This is a genomic window from Aestuariivirga sp., assembly GCF_020252395.1.
Classification (GTDB): Bacteria; Pseudomonadota; Alphaproteobacteria; order Rhizobiales; family Aestuariivirgaceae; genus Aestuariivirga.
On sequence record NZ_JADCDB010000001.1, the window covers coordinates 136,468 to 155,587 of the forward strand.

A 19,120-nucleotide genomic window follows, 5' to 3' on the forward strand; every position below is an offset into this window, starting at 1 on the left:
CGGCACGCAAGACTTCATTGATGCGCGGGCGGCGGGACGGCGAATGACCTCTTCGGCTTCCTGACGACGCAGGCCAATGCCAGGGAGGACGGCTGAGATGCCGGCAGCCCGGAGATTGATTGCCGGAAGCTTCTCCGCCACAGTCCCGGTCAAGTGGAGGCTCTCATGATCGTCAACGGACGGCACTACCGCACCATCTGGCTCAATGCCGACGGCTGGTCGGTGGACATCATCGACCAGACCAGGTTCCCGCATGTTTTCGGGACGGCGACGCTGCGCACGCCGGAGGAGGCGGCCGCCGCCATCAAGGACATGCTGGTGCGGGGGGCGCCGCTGATTGGCGTCACTGCCGCCTATGGCATTGCGCTGGCGATGCGGCAGGATTCTTCCGATGCGGCACTCGGCAGCGCTTATCAGCTGCTGGTGAAGACCAGGCCCACGGCCATCAACCTCAAATGGGCGCTGGACGGGATGACGCGCGTGCTGACGCCGCTGGCGGTGACGGACCGCGCCGCCGCGGCCTATGCCCGTGCCGCCGAAATCGCGGAGGAAGATGTCGCCATCAACCAGGCCATCGGCCGCAACGGCGTCGCGATCATCAAGGCCATCGCGGCGCGCAAGGGACCGGGCGAAACGGTCAACATCCTCACCCATTGCAATGCCGGCTGGCTCGCCACGGTGGACTGGGGCACCGCCACGGCGCCCATCTACACCGCGCATGATGCAGGGATCCCGATCCATGTGTGGGTCGATGAAACGCGGCCGCGCAACCAGGGGGCCTCGCTCACCGCCTGGGAGCTGCTGCACCACGGCGTGCCGCATACGGTGATCCCGGACAATACGGGTGGCCACCTGATGCAGCACGGGTTCGTCGACATGGCGATCGTCGGCACCGACCGGACGACGGCGCAGGGCGATGTGTGCAACAAGATCGGCACCTACCTGAAGGCGCTGGCGGCGCATGACAATGGCGTGCCCTTCTACGTCGCCCTGCCCTCGCCCACCATCGACTTCTCCGTGATGGACGGCGTGAGGGAGATTCCGATCGAGCAGCGCGGCGGGCATGAGGTGTCGCATCTCACGGGCCGAACCGACGACGGGCGCATCGAGACGGTGGAGATCGTGCCGCGAGGCTCGAAGGTGGCGAATTATGCCTTCGACGTGACGCCGGCGCGCTATGTGACGGGCCTCATCACCGAACGCGGCGTGATCGCGGCCAATCGCGCGGCCCTCGCCGCGGCTTTCCCGGAGCGGGCGGCTCAGTAGCGCGTCATCTCCTGCCGCATGCGGCGGGCGGCGCCGGTGACGGACTGGATGGCGGGATAGCGCTCCGCATGCACCATCATGTCGCGCGCCAATGTCAGCGCGCGGGCTTCGCAGGTGGCGCGGCGGTCCTTGTCTTCGATCCATTCGAGATCGATGTTGTGGGCGAGGCCGAGGATGCGGCGGATCATCTTGGCGGCAGCGAAGCCCACCGTGTCGGTCCACAGCCGGTCCATGTAGGCCTTGCGCTCGATCTCAAGCCGGGCCTCTCCCTCCGCGCCCTGGAACAAGGATGGCGGATAGGCATCACCCGTCGGGTTCTGGCGCCAGAGCTGCAGGAACTTCCCGTGGAACAGGCCAATGATCTGCTCGAGGGTGCCGAGCACCCAGTCGCGATAGTGATCGCGCGCGCCCGGCAGCTTTTCGTGGCCGTCCTGAGCGAAGAAGTTGAGAAGGAAATTGGCCACGATGGCGCCGGTATCGAAGCCCATGGGGCCGATGAAGGCGAATTCCGGGTCGATCACCCGCGTGTCCTCCGGCGTGAGCATGATCGAACCGGTATGGAGGTCGCCATGCAGCATGGCCTCCGCCGAGGACAGGAACTTCAGCTTGAGGCGCGAGACCGCCACCTTGAGATCGCCATCCTCGCGCCAGCGCGCGGCGTAGGGGTCGAGCTGCGGCGAGGTCCAACGGTTCAATTCCGCCACGCGATAGGGGTCGGTGAAGATCAGGTCCTCGGTGATCTTGCACAGCGCGGTGTTGCCGGCGAAGGCGGCGATCATGGCCTTCTTCCTGTCCGCCGTCAGTGTCAGGTCGGAGGTGAGGCAGAGCGTGCGCGCCATGAAGGTTGAGATGTCGTCGGCGAACTTCGGATACTGGACGCCGGCGATCATGCCGCGCCGCATGATGATGTGGGGCTCCAGCAACTCCATCACGATGAGGGCCAGCGTCTCATCGTAATGGTGGATCTCCGGCACCAGCGCCCCGGCGAGACGGGCCTGCTCGGTGAGCGCCATGTGCTCGTAATGCGCGCGGGACAGCGGCAAGGGCCAGCTCTCGCCGACGAGGCGCACGTAGGGAAGCGCCTGCTTCACCGCCACGCCGCCCGACGGACCCTTCACGATGAAAACGAGGTTCAGGTTGCCGTCTCCCACCTCGTCGACCGACCATCGCTCCGGCGTGCCGCCAAGAATACCGCGCACCGCCGGGATGCCTGAAAGATAAGCGGCGAGCGTTTCGGGTTTCTGGGGAGCGTAGCCGTCTCGGGTTTCGATCATTGCAGGCACGTGGTTTGCTGATGGCGCTGGCCGCAGTGAGCACCGAAAGTCCCGGCGATTGCAAGCGGCGCGCGGCGCACGGACTGCAATTTCGCATGCGCGAAGGGTTTGATGCCTTGCAGCATTCGTCATTTATCACACAATGGGGCTGGACAACTTGCAATCTCTATCGGATGTTCCGGGCGATCGGCGTCCTCAAGACAGTCGGCCGAAGAAGCCAGCGGACGCGCGAGACACTATCAGCTTTGGAGGAGGACCAGGCAATGCTCGACGATCTGATCAAGGAAGCCGCCAACCGCCGTGACGTGTTCAAGAAGCTGGGCGCCACCGCGCTCGGCGCCGCCCTGCTGGCCGATGCCGGGTTCGACCCCGCCATGGCGCAGGCGCTCGCGCCCTCGGGCAAGCCCATGAAAGCCGCCTTCTCGAATGCCGGCCTGCAGGCCACCTGGTGCGCCCAGGGCAAGCAGGCCGCCGAGGCCTGGGGCAAGCTCATGAATGTCGAGGTCACCTGGTTCGACGGCGAGCTCTCCGCCACCAAGCAGCGGGCCGCCATCGACAACATGGCCTCGCAGAAGTGGGACTTCGTGGCGATCCAGACCTTCGGCATCGGCACGCTGACCGACCCCATCAAGAAGATGATCGACGGCGGCACGCCAGTGATCGCCATGGACACGCTGGTGGCCCCGCCCGGAACCGTTCCGATCCACACCTTCATCGCGCCCGACAATATCATGATGGGCTCGGTTGTGACCTCGGCCCTGGTTGGGGCCATGGGTGGCGCGGGCAACATGGTGATGACTCAAGGCGCGCTCGGCCACTCGGGCGCCCAGGGCCGCGCCAAGGGCTTCCACCAGGTCGTGGATGGCAATGCCAGCATCAAGCTCCTCGACGAGCAGCCGGCCGACTGGGACGTGACCAAGGTGGCGCGCATCTGGGACTCGCTTCTGACCCAGTATCCGGATATCAAGGGCGCCTTCTTCCACAATGACGACATGGCGCTTGCCGCGCACAACGTCATGAAGGCCAAGAACCGCACCGACATCCTGATCGCCGGCGTCGACGCCATGCCGCCTGCGGTGAACGCGGTGCTGGAGGGCGTGATGGTGGCGACGGTGCGCAACCCGTCCTGCCGCATCCACGGCTGGTCGGTGGCGGCTGGCGTTGCCGCCGTACAGGGCGGCGAACAGGCCGGCAAGGACATTCCGGACTTCATCCTCGCCGACGGCCCAGTCATCACCAAGGAAACGGCTGCCGGCCACCTTTGGCTGCAGAAGAACTTCCTGATCTGACCAGCTTGTGATGCAAGATCAGTCACGCCAGACGAGCGGGGGCCAACAGCCCCTGCTCGAACTCACCAACGTGTCGAAGCACTTCGGCGGCGTGATGGCGCTGCAGAATGTGGACTTCACCCTGCTGCCCGGCGAGATTCATGGCCTTGTCGGCGAGAATGGCGCGGGCAAGTCCACCACAATGAAGATCATCGCGGGCGTGCACACCGATTTCGACGGCACCATGAAGATCAAGGGCCGCGAGGTGCGGCTGCGCTCGGCCAGGGACGCGCTGGCCAATTCCATTGGCATGGTTCACCAGGAACTCTCGGTCGTGCCGGACCTGACGGTCGCCGAGAACGTGTTCCTCGGCAACCAGCCGCTCACATCCATCGGGACTGTCGACTGGGGGCGCATGAACCGCGAGGCAAAGCAGCTGATCGCCAGTCTCGGCCTCGACATCGACCCCACCACCACCATGGGCTCCCTGCCCGTCGGGTTGCAGCAGCTGGTCGAGCTTTCCCGCGTGCTGTTCTCCGGCGCGCGGATCATCATCCTCGACGAGCCGACTTCGGCGCTGTCGCCGCCGGAGGTGAAGCAGCTCTTCGAGGTGCTGCGGCGGCTGCGTGCCGAGGGCCGCTCCATCGTCTTCATCTCGCATTTCCTCGATGACGTACTGGACATTTCCGCCCGCGTCACGGTGTTCCGCAATGGCAAGAAGGTGATCACCGAAGAGACGGCGAAGCTCACCAAGGACATGGTCATCGCCCACATGATCGGCCGCGGCTCCAAGGGCATGCACATGGGCGAGGCGGCGGAGCTGAAGGGCGATGATGCGAAGCCCGTGGTGCTCTCGGTCGCCGGCGTCAGCGATGGCAAGAACCTGCGCGATTTCTCGATCGAACTCCGCGCCGGGGAGATCACGGGCGTTTATGGCTTCATGGGTTCGGGGCAGATCGAACTCGCGCGCGCGTTATTCGGCAAGGCGCCGCTGCGGCGGGGCTCGGTGAGCCTCGACGGCAAGCCGGTGCGCTTCAGGTCCACAGCTTCAGCGCGCGCCAAGGGCATCGCCTTCGTGCCGGAGAACCGCCGCATGATGCTGTTCCGCCAGGAGCCCGTGTACAAGAACGTGTCGATCTCCATCCTCGACCGCATCCACCGCATGTGGCTGAAGCCGCGCACGGAGAAGCGCATCGCGGAAGGCCATATTAAGGACCTGCAGATCCGTCCGCCGCGCACCGCCATTCCGCTGGGCTCGCTGTCGGGCGGCAATCAGCAGAAGGTGGCGCTGGCCAAGTGGCTGACCCACCTGCCGCGCGTGCTGATCCTGTCCGAGCCCACCCGCGGCATGGACGTGGGCGCCAAGGAAGACGTGATCCGCATCGTGAAATCGCTGCGCGACAAGGGTGTGGCCATCCTCGTGCTCTCGACCGAGCCGGAGACCATCCTGACGCTCGCCGACCGCGTGACGGTGATCCGCAAGGGCACGGTGGCGCGCGAATTCGCAACAGGACACATCGAGAAGGCCGACCTTCTGGCGGCGGCCTGAGTTTTTCGAGGGGAGAGGAACAGACCATGACCACCGGCGAAACGGCAGCGCCCCGAAGCTTCTCGATGAAGCGCTTCCTCGCCGAGCAACTGCGCAACATCGCGCCCGTCTTCACGCTGGTGGCGCTGGTCGTGTTCTTCACCTTCGCGTCGAGCTCCTTCCTGACGCTCGACAACATGCTCAACATCGTGCGTCAGCTCTCCATCACCGGCATCATTGCAGTGGGCCTCACCTTCGTGATCCTGACAGCGGAGATCGACCTGTCGGTCGCGGCGGTGGCCAATGCGGTGGGCATCACGGTCGCCTATTTCACCATCCAGCCGGATTACGTGAACATCGCCAATATCCCGCTGCCGGGCTGGATCGCCATCATCCTGGCGCTGCTCTCGGCCCTTGCCTTCGGCCTCGTCACCGCCTTCGGCATAACCTTCATCGGCATCCCGTCCTTCATCATGACGCTCGCGATGATGCAGATCGCCAATGGCGTCTCCGCCCTCCTCGTGCGCGGGCAGATCGCCTACCAATATCCGGAGCTCGTCACCACGCTGGGCGCGGGGACAGCCTTCAGCATTCCGCTCGGCATCAATGCAGCGGGCAAGGCGATGTTCATTCCTATCGGCTGGGCGATCATCGTGTGCATGATCTTCCTTTTCGTCGGGCACCTGGTGCTGACCTATACGCGCTATGGCCGCTATATCTACATGGTGGGCGGCAACCGCGAGGCAGCGGAATATTCCGGTGTCAACGTCAAGTTCATCATCGGCTCGGTGATGGTGATCTGCGCCATGTGCTCCGGCATCGCCGGAATGCTGGGTGTCGCCTATTTCGGCTCAGCACAGCAGAACCAGTTCGACACCTTCCTGCTCGATGCCATCGCTGCCGTGGTGGTGGGCGGCACATCCCTCTTCGGCGGGCGCGGCGGCATCGGCAACACCATCATCGGACTTCTCGTGCTGGGGGTCGTCAACAACGGGCTGGACCACATCCAGATCGACAGCTTCCTCAAGATCCTCATCCGCGGGTTGATCCTGCTCGCGGCGCTGATCATCAACGTCTATGCGCAGGTGCTGAAGGAAAAGCAGGCGGACCTGGACTGAACGGGCCGGTTGATCTCCGCCCTCCTTCGCTGCGTAAAAGACAGCATGACATCCCATGCCCTCTACTGGCTTCGAAATGACCTGCGCCTCACCGACAATGCCGCCCTGACGGCGGCGGCGGCGCAGGGCCCGGTGATCTTCCTCTATGTGCTCGATGACGAGACGCCGGGGGAGTGGCGGCTGGGCGGCGCGTCGCGCTGGTGGCTGCACAAGAGCCTGGAGGCGCTGTCCGCCGAGGTGCGGCTGGTGCTGCGCCGGGGGGCGGCGGACAAGGTGATCGCGGAGGTGCTGAAGGAGAGCGGGGCCACGTCCGTGCATTTGACCCGCGACTATGCGCCATGGTCAGGGGCCCTGGAACTCCGCGTGAAGGCGGTGGCGGAGGCCGCGGGGGCGGCCTGTCACCGCTATGGCGGCTTCCTGCTGCATGAACCGGAGGCGATCCGCAATGGCTCCGGCGAGCCCTACCGCGTCTACACTCCCTTCTCCAAGGCCTGCTTCGCGGCGGGCGAGCCGAAGCCCCTGAAGCCCGTGCCGAAGTTCTCCGCTTTCGACGGCAAGCTGAAGAGCGACAGGCTCGCCGATTGGGGCCTGCTGCCGACGAAGCCTGACTGGGCCAAGGGCATGGCCGCGCATTGGACGCCGGGCGAGGCCGGTGCGGCGCAACGGCTGAAGAACTTCATCGCCGATGGGCTCGCGCATTATGCAGACCAGCGCGACCGGCCGGACCGCGACGTGACTTCGCGGCTGTCGCCCTACCTGCGCTTCGGCGAGATCAGCCCTGCCCAGTGCTGGCATGCGGTGCGTGCGGCGCAAGTTACGGCAGGCGGCAAGCTCGACAAGACGGCGGAGAAGTTCCTGAAGGAGGTGCTGTGGCGGGAATTCTCCTATCACCTGCTGCATCACTGGCCGACGCTTCCCGAGAAGCCCTTCCGGCCCGAGTTCTCCGCCTTCCCGTGGAGCGAGAATGCCAAAGCGCTGAAGCAGTGGCAGACGGGGCGCACGGGATACCCGATCGTCGATGCGGGCCTTCGCGAGCTGTGGGTGACGGGCATCATGCACAACCGCGTGCGCATGATCGCGGCCTCCTTCCTCATCAAGGACCTTCTGATCCCGTGGCAGGTGGGCGAGCGCTGGTTCTGGGATACCCTCGTCGATGCCGACATCGGCAACAATGCCGCGAGCTGGCAGTGGGTGGCGGGCTGCGGCGCGGATGCCGCACCCTATTTCCGTATCTTTAATCCCGTGCTGCAGGGCGAGAAGTTCGATCCCGCGGGTGCCTATGTGAGGAAGTGGCTGCCGGAACTGGCGCATATGCCCGACGAATTCGTGCACCGCCCCTGGGAGGCGCCCGCGCTGGTGCTGAAGGCGGCCGGGGTTGAACTGGGCAAGAACTACCCCCATCCTGTGGTCGACCACGGCAAGGCGCGCGACCGCGCACTCGCGGCCTTCAAGGAGATCAAGGGGGCGGCATGACGAAGCTTCTCGGCATCAGCGGTGCGCTGCGGAAGGCATCGACCAACACCGGCCTGCTGCGCGCGCTGAAGGAGATAGCGCCGCCGCATGTGTCCTTCGACATTGCGACGCTGCACGGCATTCCGCTGTTCGACGAGGACGAGGAGGCGGCGACGGGCAAGCCCGAAGCGGTACGGGCGCTCGATGCGAAGATCCGCGCGGCGGATGGCGTGGTCTTCGCCTGCCCGGAGTATAATTTCTCCGTGCCCGGCGTGCTGAAGAATGCCAATGACTGGTTGTCGCGAGGCGGCTCGCCCTTCCGCTGGAAGCGGGTGGGCATTGTCGGCGCGGGCGGCGGGCAGTTCACCGGCACGGCGCGGGCGCAATATCATCTGCGGCAGAACCTGCAGGCGCTGCAGGCCATCGCCATGCCGCGGCCCGAGGTCTTCGTGAACCACAACGAGGAGAAGTTCGACGCCGAAGGCAACCTGACGGATACAGAGACGCGGCGGCACCTTGCGAAATGGTTCGAGAGCTTCCTGGAGTGGGTGGAGAAGCGGCCTTAAGATTATCGTCCTCTCCCGCTGAAGAAGCGGGAGAGGACGCGAAGGCCTGTGTCAGGCCATCACACTCGTGGCCGCGGCGCGGATCGCCTTGATCTCGGCGGCGTAATCCTTCGCCTTGAAGATCGCCGAACCGGCCACCAGCACATTGGCGCCGGCGCGAACAATGTCACCAGCATTGTGTTGAGAAACGCCGCCATCGACCTCGATGTCTATGTTGCGGCCTCCGACAATGCCTCGGATCTCCGCGATCTTCTCCAGCATAGCCGGAATGAAGGACTGGCCACCGAAGCCGGGGTTGACGCTCATCACCAGGATAAGGTCCAGCCGGTCCAGCACATGCTTCAGCACCGAAGGCGGCGTGGCGGGGTTGAGCGAGACGCCCGCTTTCTTGCCCATGGCTCGGATGGCCTGCAACGTGCGATCGAGGTGGGGGCCGGCTTCCGCATGCACCGTGATGATGTCCGCACCCGCCCTAGCGAAGCTTTCGAGATAAGGATCGGCGGGGGCGATCATCAGATGCACGTCGAAGGGCTTTTTGGTCAGCCCACGGACCCCGTACATGACCGGCGTGCCGAAGGAGATGTTGGGCACGAAGTGCCCATCCATTACGTCGATGTGGATCAAGTCGGCCCCTGCCTCGTCAATTGCGCGCACCTCCTCGCCCAGCCGCGCGAAGTCGGCGGCGAGGATGGAGGGTGCAATCAGCAGGGGCCGCATCTTAATCATCAGCCTTAGGCGATCAGCTTGCCGAAATAGGCAGCCGTGTCGCCCATACGGTTCGAGAAACCCCACTCATTATCGTACCAGGAGAGGATCGACACGAAGTTGCCGTCCATCACCTTGGTCTGGTCGAGGTGGAACACCGAGGAATGCGGATCATGGTTGAAGTCGATCGAGACATTGGGCTTGCCGGTAGTGCCGAGGATGCCCTTGAGCGGGCCGTTCGACGCCTTGACGATCAGCTCGTTCACCTCCTCTTTGGTCGTTGCGCGCTTGGCGATGAACTTGAGGTCCACGACCGAGACGTTGGGCGTCGGCACGCGCATGGCGAAGCCATCGAGCTTGCCCTTGAGCTCCGGCAGCACGAGGCCCACGGCCTTGGCGGCGCCGGTGGACGTCGGGATCATCGACAGCGCCGCGGCGCGGGCGCGATAGAGGTCCTTGTGCATGGTGTCCAGCGTCGGCTGGTCGCCGGTGTAGGAGTGAATCGTCGTCATCATGCCCTTCTCGATGCCGAGCGAGTCGTTCAGCACCTTGGCCACGGGCGCGAGACAGTTGGTGGTGCACGAAGCATTCGATATCACCATGTGATCCTTCGACAGCTTGTCGTGGTTCACGCCATAGACCACCGTGAAATCAGCGCCATCTGAAGGCGCCGAGACGATAACGCGCTTGGCGCCGGCGGCGAGATGGGCCGCCGCCTTGTCGCGCGCGGTGAATATGCCAGTGCATTCGAGCGCGATGTCGATCCCTAAGTCCTTCCAGGGCAGCTGGCTCGGGTCCTTGATGGCGGTGACCTTGAACTGGCCGGCGCCGATCGAGATCGAGTCGCCCTTCACCGTTACGTCATGCGGGAAGCGGCCATGGACGGAGTCAAACTGCAGCAGGTGGGCGTTGGTCTCCACCGGGCCGAGGTCGTTGACGGCCACAACGTCGATGTCCTTGCGGCCGGACTCATAGATGGCGCGAACGATGTTGCGGCCGATGCGGCCGAAGCCGTTGATGGCGACACGGACTCTCGTCATGGGAAGCTCTCCGGATGATGGCGGTTTGAAACTCGGCGGCTGTTATAGAGATTTTGCTGCGCCGCGAAAGGGGCTTCTTGAGGTGCGTAACTCAGCCCTGCGCGGGATAGTGCTCTGGGAAAAAGGCGGCGAGTGTGGCCGCCATGACCTGCTTGGCCTGGGAGCCGTTCACCTGGCCCTTATATCCCGCCCCGCCCAGGCCCACCCACAAGCCATCGCCCAGCGATTCCAGTCCGCGCGCCGTAAGCGCAGGATCGAGCCGGTAGCCGCCTTCGGCGATTACACGGCGGCAAAGCTCCTCGGTTACCGCCTGGCGCTCGGCGTCGAAGCCGGCGCAGATCTGATCATGGAAGGGCCGGCCCTGGATCTCGCCCCAGAAAGCCACCCAGGCGGCGAGTTTTTCGCGTGTATAGACCTTGGTGTCGAAGTCGGAGAGCAGCAGCGCCTTAAGCCGGTCCGCCGGCTTAAGGCCGGCGCCCTCCATGCTGGCCTCCCAGTGATTACGGTATTCGGCGGCCAGCGCCTCCAGCACGGCTGCCAGCAGTTCGCCCTTGCTGTTGAAATGGAAGATGACGATGCCGGCGGAAAGCCCCGCCTCCTTCGCCACATCGGCGACCGTGAGGCTGGCATAGCCCTTGCGGGCCAGCACGGTGATGGTGGAATCGATCAGTTGCTGGCGGCGCACCGGCCGGGCGGCCTTGCGGGGTGAAGCTGTATCGGACTGTCGCGCACTTGCCATGCAGTGCAGCTTAGTCAATGCTCGACCGCGGGGAAAGACTGAAGGACGGCCCTAAGGTCACCCTGCGGCGGAATTTTCTCGTAAGGCAGCCATGCGCGACCATGAATTGAGATCGGTACTGAATGACGAGCTGCATGGCCGCCCCGGCCTGCCCGTGGTTGCGCCGGCGCGCATCACGCATCTGGCTTTCACCCTGTCGGAAGGCGACCCGGACCCGCTCGAGCATGTCCGCCTGCTCTGCGATGCGCTGGGGGTGAAGCCGCCGCCCCCCGGCGCGCCCCACCATGCGTTCGACATTGCCGGCGGCCAGTTCAAGTATGAGCGCCATGGCGAGTTCTACCGCATCAGCGTGGTGGCGGAGGGCGGGCCAGAGAAGAGCGAGGCGCTGGTCATCCTGCCGGTGGGCTGGGTTGACGGGCTGCCGGGCTCCCGCCTCGTCGGCATTCACACCCGCGTCATGACCAAGGAGGAACCGGGGCCGGATGTGGCGGAGCTCATCCGCATGTTCGGGCACGAAGACCTCGCGGGCTCGCGCGTCAGTTCCGGGCAGGCGACCGTGTGGACCGACTTCCGCATCGGCGAGGACGGCTATACCCGCATGCTGGTGAAGGATCACGGCCTGTCGCCGCTCCGGCTTGGCCGCGTCATCCGCCGCATCCACGAGATCGAAACCTACCGCATGATGGCGTTGCTGGCGCTGCCGCTGGCGCGCAAGGTGACGGGCGATCTTGGCGCGATCGACCGCGCACTTTCCAAGGTGACAGCCGACATGCTGTCGGCGCGGGAGAGCCATGAGGATGCGGAACTGCTGACATCGCTCAGCCGCATCGCGCGCGACGTGGAGGAGATTTCGAGCCGCACCAGCTATCGCTTCTCCGCCGCGCGCGCCTATGCGGCGCTTGTCGACAAGCGCATCGCCGAGTTGGGCGAGGAGAGGGTGATGAGCTTCCAGCGCATCGGCGTCTTCCTCGACCGCCGCTTCTCGCCCGCTATGGCCACCTGCCAGGCAGTCAGCGAGCGCATCAAGAGCCTGGCCGAGCGCAGCGAACGCGCCTCCAACCTGCTGCGCACCCGCGTCGACATCGCACTCGAGGCGCAGAACCAGCAGGTGCTGCAGTCGATGGAAAAGCGCGGCCACCAGCAGCTGCGCCTGCAACAGACGGTCGAGGGCCTCTCGGTGGTGGCGATCAGCTATTACCTCATCGGCATTCTCTCGAAGCTGATCGAAGGCTTCGGCTCATACGCCCATGTGGAGACGAAGCTCATCAGCATCGTCATCATTCCCGTTGTGATGTTCCTGGTATGGTACGGGGTCAGAAGGCTCAGGAAGCATATTCTGAGTTCGGAGAGGGACTGACGTCACCTCCCAGTCAGCTCATCATGCGCGGGCTCGACCCGCGCATCCTTTTCGCGGCCACAAAAGAGGATCGCCGGATCAAGCCTGGCGATGATGAGCGTGGGAGGTGAGTGCGACGCCCTACAGCTTCGTCCACTTCCCGTTCTTCTCCGACGACGTCACGCAGGCCTCGATGAAGGCCATGCCAGCAACGCCATCGGCGATGCCGGGGAAGGCCACGTCCTTGTCCAGCTTCTGGCCCGCCCGCTTTGCCTTGATGGCGTGCGCCACCTCCGTATAGATATTGGCGAAGCCTTCGAGATAGCCCTCCGGATGGCCAGGCGGCACGCGGGTGACGCGGCCTGCCGCAGGGCCGGAGCCCGCGCCGCCGCGGGTGATCAGCCGCTTCGGCTCGCCGAAGGGCGTGTGCCAGAGATAATTTGGGTCCGCCTGCGCCCATTCGAGGCCGCCCTTGGCGCCGTAGACACGAATCTTCAACCCGTTCTCGTTGCCCGGCGCCACCTGGCTGGCCCAGATCATGCCGCGCGCGCCATTGTTGAAGCGCAGCATCACATGCACGTTGTCGTCCAGCACGCGGCCCTTCACGAAGCTGGTGAGGTCGGCCGAGAGCTCGCTGGCGCTGAGGCCCGAGACATCGCACATAAGCTGATAGGTATGCGTGCCGATGTCACCCACACAGCCGCCCGCACCGGAGCGCCTAGGATCGGTGCGCCATTCGGCCTGCTTCTGGCCGGTCTTTTCCAGCGCGGTGGTGAGCCAGTCCTGCGGATACTCCCCCTGCACGACGCGGATTTCACCGAGTTCGCCCGCCTTCACCATGGCCTTGGCATGGCGGATCATCGGATAGCCCGAGTAGTTGTGGGTGAGCGCGAAGATGATGCCCGGGTGTTTCGCCAGCGCCTTCTCGAGCTGCTTCGCTTCCTTGAGGTTCAGCGATAGCGGCTTGTCGCAGATAACGTGGATGCCGGCTTCGATGAAAGCCAAAGCTGCCGGCACATGCACGTGGTTCGGCGTGACAATGGAGACGGCCTCGATGCCATCGGCGCGCTTGGCCTCGGCCTTCGCCATCTCGCGGTAGTCGGTGTAGATGCGGCCGGGGCTCAAGCCCAGTTCGGCGCCCGAGGCCTTGGCCTTCTTCGCATCGGCGGAAAGTGCGCCGGCCACGAATTCATATTGATCATCCATGCGGGCGGCCAGGCGGTGCACGGCGCCGATGAAAGCCCCCTGTCCGCCGCCCACCATGCCGAGCCGGATACGGCCCGTATTCGCGTCGCTGCGTCCTGATACCATGATCTGCGTTTCCCCTTATGCCAGGCCCAGCATGCGGCGGGCCTTGGTCGTGTCCGGCTTGCCGCCCGCGAAGTCGTCGAAGGATTTGGCGGTGGTCTTGATGATGTGGCTCTCGATGAAGGGCGCACCTTCGGCGGCGCCCTGCTCCGCATCCTTGATGCAGCATTCCCATTCGAGCACGGCCCAGCTGTCGTAATTGTAGCCGGCGAGCTTGGAGAAGATGGCGCCGAAATCGACCTGCCCGTCGCCCAGCGAACGGAAGCGGCCGGCACGCTTGAGCCATGGCTGGAAGCCCGAATAGACGCCCTGGCGGCCGGTGGGGTTGAACTCAGCATCCTTCACGTGGAAGGCGCAGATGCGCTCATGGTAGATGTCGATGAAGTCGAGGTAATCGAGTTGCTGCAGCACGAAATGCGACGGGTCGTAATTGATCTGGGCGCGCGGATGGTTGTTGAGCCGCTCGAGGAACATCTCGAAGGTGATGCCGTCGATCAGGTCCTCGCCGGGGTGGAGCTCATAGCCCACGTCGACGCCATGCTTGTCGAAAGTGTCGAGCAGCGGCTTCCAGCGGCGCGCCAGCTCGTCGAAGGCTTCCTCGATGAGGCCCGGCGGGCGCGGCGGCCAGGAATAGATGAAGGGCCAGGCGAGCGCACCCGAGAAGGTGACGTGGCTGGTGAGCCCCATGTTCTGCGACGCCTTGGCGGCGAGCTTCACCTGTTCCTCGCCCCAGGCGCGGCGGTCCTTCGGCTTGCCGTGGACGGCGGCCGGCGCGAAGGCATCGAAGCCCTCGTCATAGGCGGGGTGCACGGCGACGAGCTGGCCCTGAAGGTGCGTCGAAAGCTCCGTCACCCCGACGCCATTGGCGCGGGCGACACCCAGAACCTCGTCGGCATAGGTCTTGGACTCGGCGGCCTTCTTCAGGTCGAAGAGGCGGCCGTCCCAGCTCGGGATCTGCACACCCTTGTAGCCGAGCGAAGCGGCCCACTTGGTGATCGAGTCCCATGAGTTGAAGGGGGCGGCATCGCCCGCGAACTGGGCGAGGAAAATGGCGGGTCCCTTGATATCGGTTGGCATGTTGGGGTCCTCCCTGGACTGATCAGATATAAGAGTTCAGCAGCGCTTCGAGGCGCTCCTGCTTTCCGGACTTTGGCTGCGGATCGAGACCTTCGGCGAGCGCCCGCCTGGCGATCGACTCCAGCGTTTCCTTGCCCTCCAGCATTGCCTTGTTCTTTGGCTCTTTCCACTTGGCGTAGCGCTCGTCGACGATGCGGCCGAGCTTGCCATCCTCGAGGATCGTTGCGGCAATCAGCAGACCGCGGGCGCAGGCATCCATCGAGGCGGCGTGGGCGTACAGGATGTCGTCTGGGTCGATCGACTGGCGGCGGATCTTGGCATCGAAGTTGAGGCCGCCGGTGGTGAAGCCGCCGGCCTTCAGGATTTCGAGGAAGGCGAGCGACATTTCCGGAATGTTCATGGCGAACTGATCTGTATCCCAGCCCGACTGGTAGTCGCCGCGGTTGATGTCGATCGAACCGAAGACGCCGAGCGCCGCGGCCAGCGCAATCTCGTGCTCGAAGGTGTGGCCGGCGAGGATGGCGTGGTTCTGCTCGATGTTGACCTTCACGTCCTTCTGAAGCCCCAGCGAGGCAATCGTCGCGTAGACGGCGGCGACATCATAGTCATACTGGTGCTTGGCCGGCTCCTGAGGCTTCGGCTCGATCAGGATGGGGCCCTTGAAGCCGATCTTGTGCTTATAGTCGACCACCATGGACAGGAAGCGCTTGGCCTGTTCCAGCTCATGCCCGATCTTGGTGTTGAGCAGCGTCTCATAGCCCTCGCGGCCGCCCCACATGACGTAATTGGCGCCGTCGAGGTCCTTGGTGACGTCCAGGCAGTGCTTCACCTGCGCGGCACAGTAAGCGAAGACGTCCGGGTCGGGGTTGGTCGCCGCACCCGCCATGAAGCGGCGGTTCGAAAACATGTTGGCGGTGCCCCAGAGGAGCTTCTTGTTCCTGGCCGCCATCTTCTTCTCGAAGAGCTTGGCGATCTCGGTGACGTTGGCGTTGAACTCCTTCAGCGACTTGCCCTCGGGTGCGATATCGAGGTCGTGGAAGCAGAAGAAATCGACATTCAGCAGTTCGAGTATCTCGAACATCAGGTCGGCCTTCATGCGGGCCGCATCCATCTCGTCCGGCATGTGGCGCCATGGGCGCTGGAAAGTGTCGCCGCCGAAGGGATCGCTGCCCGGCCAGCACAGCGTGTGCCAGTAGGCGATGGCGAAGCGCATGTGGTCGCGCATCGTCTTGCCCATCACCACCTGGTCCGGGTTGTACCAGCGGAAGGCGAACTCGCTCCTGGAATTCGGGCCCTCGTACCTGATCGGATCCTTGATGGAATAGAAGGCGGACATCAGCGGTAAATCTCCTTGATCGCAGGGTAGATGGATGCATAGCGGCGGTAATGCGCTTCATAGGCCTCGCGCGCCTTGGGTTCGGGCTTGATGGTGCGGGCTGTCTTGGGTGCTGTCAGCACCTTGCGGAAGTCGGCGCCCGTGGCGGCGATAAGTCCCAGGCGCGCGGCGCCGAAGGCGCCGCCGACGTCGCCTGCGGCGGGGAGATCGACCGGCACGCCCAGCACGGTGGCGATGATCTTGAGCCAGAGTTCGGACTTGGAGCCGCCGCCTACGGCGGTGACGCGCGTCACCTCGGTGCCGGCATCCTTCAGCGCTTCGAGCGAATCGCGGAAGGCGAAGGCCACGGCATCGAGTGCTGCATGGGTGAGCGTCTTATGGTCGCTCTCATGGCCCAACCCCATGATGAGGCCGCGGATCTGCGCATCGGCCACCGGCGTGCGCTCGCCCGAGAGATAGGGCAGCATCAGCGCGGCGGAAGGGCCGGCGAGCTTGGCGCCCAGCGCCGCGGTGAGCTTCGGCGCGGGCTTGCCGAGGATGGTGGCCAGCCATTCGAGGCTCGCGGCGGCGGAGAGGATGACGCCCATCTGGTGCCAGGTGTTGGGCACAGCATGGCAGAAGGCATGCACCGCGCGGCCAGCATTGGGCCTGAACTTGTCGTTCGACACGAACATGACGCCCGAGGTGCCGATGGAGACAAGGGCCGCATTGTCCGTCACCGCGCCGATGCCACAGGCCGCCGCCGCATTGTCGCCGCCGCCGCCCGCCACCACGGGCCGCTTCGGCATGCCCCAAGCCTTGGCAACGGCGGGCGTGAGACGCCCGGTCGCGTCGGTGCCTTCATAGAGCTTCGGCATCTGGTCGATGCTCATGCTCCCGGCGGCCAAAAGCTTGTCCGACCAGTCGCGCTTGGCGCAGTCGAGCCAGTAGGTGCCGGATGAATCCGACATGTCCGAGGCATATTCGCCTGTCATGCGGAAGCGGATGTAGTCCTTAGGCAGCAGCACCTGGGCGACCTGGGCAAAGACTTTCGGCTCATGCTTTTTCACCCAGAGGAGCTTGGGTGCTGTAAAGCCCGCGAGCGGGATGTTGCCGGAAATCTCCCGCGCACGGGGCTCCGCCTTCTCGATGTCCTCGCATTCAAGGAAGGAGCGCGCGTCGTTCCACAGGATACAGGGGCGCAGCACCTTGCCGTCCTTGCCGAGCAGTGTTGCGCCATGTTGCTGGCCGGAGAGGCCGATGCCTTCAACCGCGGCGATGGCCTTGGGCTTCATCTTGCCCAGCTTTTTCACCACGCTGTTGCAGGCCTTCCACCAGTCCTCCGGGTTCTGCTCTGACCAGCCGGGCTGCGGGCGCGAGACCTTGAGGGGGGCGGAAGCGGTGGCAATGATCTTTTGCTTGGCGTCGATCAAGACGCCTTTCACCGATGATGTGCCAAAATCGAGTCCCAGATACATGTGCGTTCCTGTTACGGGATATTGTCGCGGAGATGGATGTCGCCGGCGCCGTCAATGAGGACACGCGCCTCCGCTGCGACATCCCCGATGGCGGCCTTGACCATGGCCCATCAAAGCGCGGCGGCAAGTTTCCGTCAATTCCCGAGAGGCGTCTGTCAGCAGCTCAGCCTCGCCCGCTTCTGCGGGAGAGGACGCCCCAACGAAGTTGGGGCCGGTGAGGGGAAGTGCCACATGTGTCACCGCCGCAACTCCCCCTCATCTCCCGTTGCCGGTGGCAACGGGGTCTTCTCCCGCCGACGCGGGAGAAGATGGCCAGTCTAGTCCACCGCCTTCACGGTGCCCTGGCGGTGGTCGCCGGAATAGACCTTGAAGCGGCCAATCTTGCGCTCCGCAGCATAGCGGCGGAGCATGGAGCGGGTGGCCTCGTCGGGGAGGCGATCCCACGGGATATCCTCGAAATCGGCGAGCACGGTCCTGCCCCTTGCATGGAGCAGCGCCTCGCCGCGGTAATAGATGCACTGCTCGCGCGTGCCTGGGTTCTCGAAAACCGCGAAGAGGAAACCCAGCGTGGCGTCAAGCCCCTCGCGCCGCAGCAACTCGTGCAGCTGCGAGGCGCTGCCGGAAGACCCAAGCCTGCCCACTTCCGGAAGGGCCAGGCCGCCGGGGCGGGACGGATCGGGCAGCAGCACAAGGCGGTTGTCGTTCTCGAGGATCGCCCCCACCACGGTGCGGCTGGCGGAGGATGCCGCGTTCACCGCCGCCTGCTCGAGGCCGAGCGTGATATAGTGGCCGCGCGCATAGCCCAGCGGGTTGGCGTCGGAATAGGAGAAGGCCTCGATATGGCCCATCAGGATGATGTGGTCGCCGGCATCGATCACCTGGTAGCGCGCGCAGTCGAACCAGGCTGCGGAGCCCTCGATCAACGGATTACCGAAGGGACCGGCGCGCCATCTGGTGGCCTCGAACTTGTCAGGGCGCTTGGAGGCGAAAAGCACGGAGGTATCCTTCTGGGCCTCCGACAGGACGTTGACGGCAAACCCCCTCGCGTGGCGGAACACGCCCATGCTGGCCGCGTGCTTGCCGATGCAGATCATCAGAAGCGGCGGCTCCAGCGAGACGGAGGTGAAGCTGTTGGCGGTGAAGCCGCGCGGCCGGCCGTCAGCACCTGCCGTTGTCACGATGGTGACGCCGGTCATGAAGCTGCCGAAGGCGGAGCGGAGCTCCCGGTTGTCGAAGCTCGAGAGGCGCTCCGATATAAAGGACGCGAGTTGCGCATCAATAACCCCCGGCCTTTCCACACGGACGCGCGGCATCGACTTCGGCGTCTCCGCCTCTCCAAGGATCAGGACGGGGCAGAGAATGGTTGCCTCCGTCAGCCCGTGCGGAGCGATGAGCGCGAGGCGGAGCACGTTCTGCGGGTAGGCGGCGGCGAAGGCCAGCGCCGTTCCGGCAGCCTCGCCACGGGCGACGATATTGACGGCGCTGATGCCGAGATCGTCAAGCAGATGACGCAGGGCGCTGAGGGGCCGCCCGGCGGTAAGATCGGCGTTGATCACCCGGTGCGTGGGCGCAAGGGCCCGCCCGTCGTGCCCGAGCAACAGGACGGCCTCGCCCTGCCCCGTCTCGCTGTTGCGCTTGCCGTCCGCCACA

General features: G+C 64.8%; 16 protein-coding genes. 7 read left to right on the top strand and 9 right to left on the bottom strand.

What is annotated here, in order from left to right:
* Positions 1-165 precede the first annotated feature (165 nt).
* On the top strand, positions 166-1,266 hold the full coding sequence (gene mtnA, locus IOC82_RS00635; RefSeq protein WP_290544232.1) for an S-methyl-5-thioribose-1-phosphate isomerase: 1,101 nt from the start codon (positions 166-168) through the stop codon (positions 1,264-1,266).
* Here the strand turns inward: mtnA and mtnK are convergent.
* Complete coding sequence (mtnK, locus tag IOC82_RS00640) at positions 1,260-2,540, bottom strand: S-methyl-5-thioribose kinase (RefSeq protein ID WP_290544233.1); 1,281 nt, start codon at positions 2,538-2,540, stop codon at positions 1,260-1,262. The genes mtnA and mtnK overlap by 7 nt on opposite strands.
* A gap of 263 nt (positions 2,541-2,803) precedes the next feature.
* On the opposite strand from mtnK, the gene IOC82_RS00645 reads away from it, so the two are divergent.
* Genes IOC82_RS00645 through IOC82_RS00665 form a run of 5 tightly spaced genes read left to right on the top strand, consistent with a single transcriptional unit; the run spans position 2,804 to position 8,472 of the window.
* Positions 2,804-3,829 carry a sugar ABC transporter substrate-binding protein gene (locus IOC82_RS00645; protein ID WP_290544234.1) on the top strand — a complete coding sequence of 342 codons (1,026 nt, stop codon included), beginning with the start codon at positions 2,804-2,806 and terminating at the stop codon, positions 3,827-3,829.
* Between the two features lie 10 nt (positions 3,830-3,839).
* Positions 3,840-5,357: a sugar ABC transporter ATP-binding protein gene (locus IOC82_RS00650; protein ID WP_290544235.1), complete on the top strand. Its 1,518-nt coding sequence runs from the start codon at positions 3,840-3,842 to the stop codon at positions 5,355-5,357.
* A 26-nt stretch (positions 5,358-5,383) separates the two neighbouring features.
* Positions 5,384-6,454 (top strand): ABC transporter permease, encoded by a 1,071-nt coding sequence (locus IOC82_RS00655; protein WP_290544236.1) that lies wholly within the window; start codon positions 5,384-5,386, stop codon positions 6,452-6,454.
* Between the two features lie 45 nt (positions 6,455-6,499).
* Positions 6,500-7,927 carry a deoxyribodipyrimidine photo-lyase gene (locus IOC82_RS00660; RefSeq protein ID WP_290544237.1) on the top strand — a complete coding sequence of 476 codons (1,428 nt, stop codon included), beginning with the start codon at positions 6,500-6,502 and terminating at the stop codon, positions 7,925-7,927.
* On the top strand, positions 7,924-8,472 hold the full coding sequence (locus IOC82_RS00665; RefSeq protein WP_290544238.1) for an NADPH-dependent FMN reductase: 549 nt from the start codon (positions 7,924-7,926) through the stop codon (positions 8,470-8,472). Before IOC82_RS00660 ends, IOC82_RS00665 begins: the two co-directional genes overlap by 4 nt.
* Before the next feature lie 51 nt (positions 8,473-8,523).
* Here IOC82_RS00665 and rpe read toward each other — a convergent pair whose 3' ends face one another.
* From rpe to IOC82_RS00680, 3 genes are all read right to left on the bottom strand, one after another.
* Complete coding sequence (rpe, locus tag IOC82_RS00670; RefSeq protein ID WP_290544239.1) at positions 8,524-9,189, bottom strand: ribulose-phosphate 3-epimerase; 666 nt, start codon at positions 9,187-9,189, stop codon at positions 8,524-8,526.
* A 14-nt stretch (positions 9,190-9,203) separates the two neighbouring features.
* Positions 9,204-10,217 carry a type I glyceraldehyde-3-phosphate dehydrogenase gene (gene gap / locus IOC82_RS00675; RefSeq protein ID WP_290544240.1) on the bottom strand — a complete coding sequence of 338 codons (1,014 nt, stop codon included), beginning with the start codon at positions 10,215-10,217 and terminating at the stop codon, positions 9,204-9,206.
* 91 nt (positions 10,218-10,308) lie between these two features.
* Positions 10,309-10,956, bottom strand: a complete 648-nt coding sequence (locus tag IOC82_RS00680) for a TetR family transcriptional regulator C-terminal domain-containing protein (RefSeq protein WP_290544241.1) — start codon at positions 10,954-10,956, stop codon at positions 10,309-10,311.
* A 91-nt stretch (positions 10,957-11,047) separates the two neighbouring features.
* Between IOC82_RS00680 and IOC82_RS00685 the strand changes: the two genes are divergently transcribed.
* Positions 11,048-12,313: a DUF3422 family protein gene (locus tag IOC82_RS00685; protein WP_290544242.1), complete on the top strand. Its 1,266-nt coding sequence runs from the start codon at positions 11,048-11,050 to the stop codon at positions 12,311-12,313.
* A 120-nt stretch (positions 12,314-12,433) separates the two neighbouring features.
* Here IOC82_RS00685 and IOC82_RS00690 read toward each other — a convergent pair whose 3' ends face one another.
* From IOC82_RS00690 to IOC82_RS00710, 5 genes are all read right to left on the bottom strand, one after another.
* Positions 12,434-13,603, bottom strand: coding sequence for a Gfo/Idh/MocA family oxidoreductase (locus tag IOC82_RS00690; protein ID WP_290544243.1), 1,170 nt, complete (start codon positions 13,601-13,603; stop codon positions 12,434-12,436).
* A 15-nt stretch (positions 13,604-13,618) separates the two neighbouring features.
* Entirely contained in the window at positions 13,619-14,677 is a 1,059-nt protein-coding gene (locus tag IOC82_RS00695) for a sugar phosphate isomerase/epimerase (protein ID WP_290544244.1), read from the bottom strand.
* A gap of 22 nt (positions 14,678-14,699) precedes the next feature.
* The gene (gene xylA / locus IOC82_RS00700; RefSeq protein WP_290544245.1) at positions 14,700-16,013 is read right to left on the bottom strand and encodes a xylose isomerase; all 1,314 of its coding nucleotides are present in this window, start codon (positions 16,011-16,013) and stop codon (positions 14,700-14,702) included.
* On the bottom strand, positions 16,013-17,470 hold the full coding sequence (gene xylB / locus IOC82_RS00705) for a xylulokinase (protein WP_290544246.1): 1,458 nt from the start codon (positions 17,468-17,470) through the stop codon (positions 16,013-16,015). Before xylB ends, xylA begins: the two co-directional genes overlap by 1 nt.
* A 317-nt stretch (positions 17,471-17,787) precedes the next feature.
* A complete protein-coding gene (locus IOC82_RS00710; protein ID WP_290544247.1) occupies positions 17,788-19,119 on the bottom strand; it encodes a flavin reductase family protein in 1,332 nt (443 codons plus the stop codon).
* Between the last annotated feature and the right edge of the window lies 1 nt (position 19,120).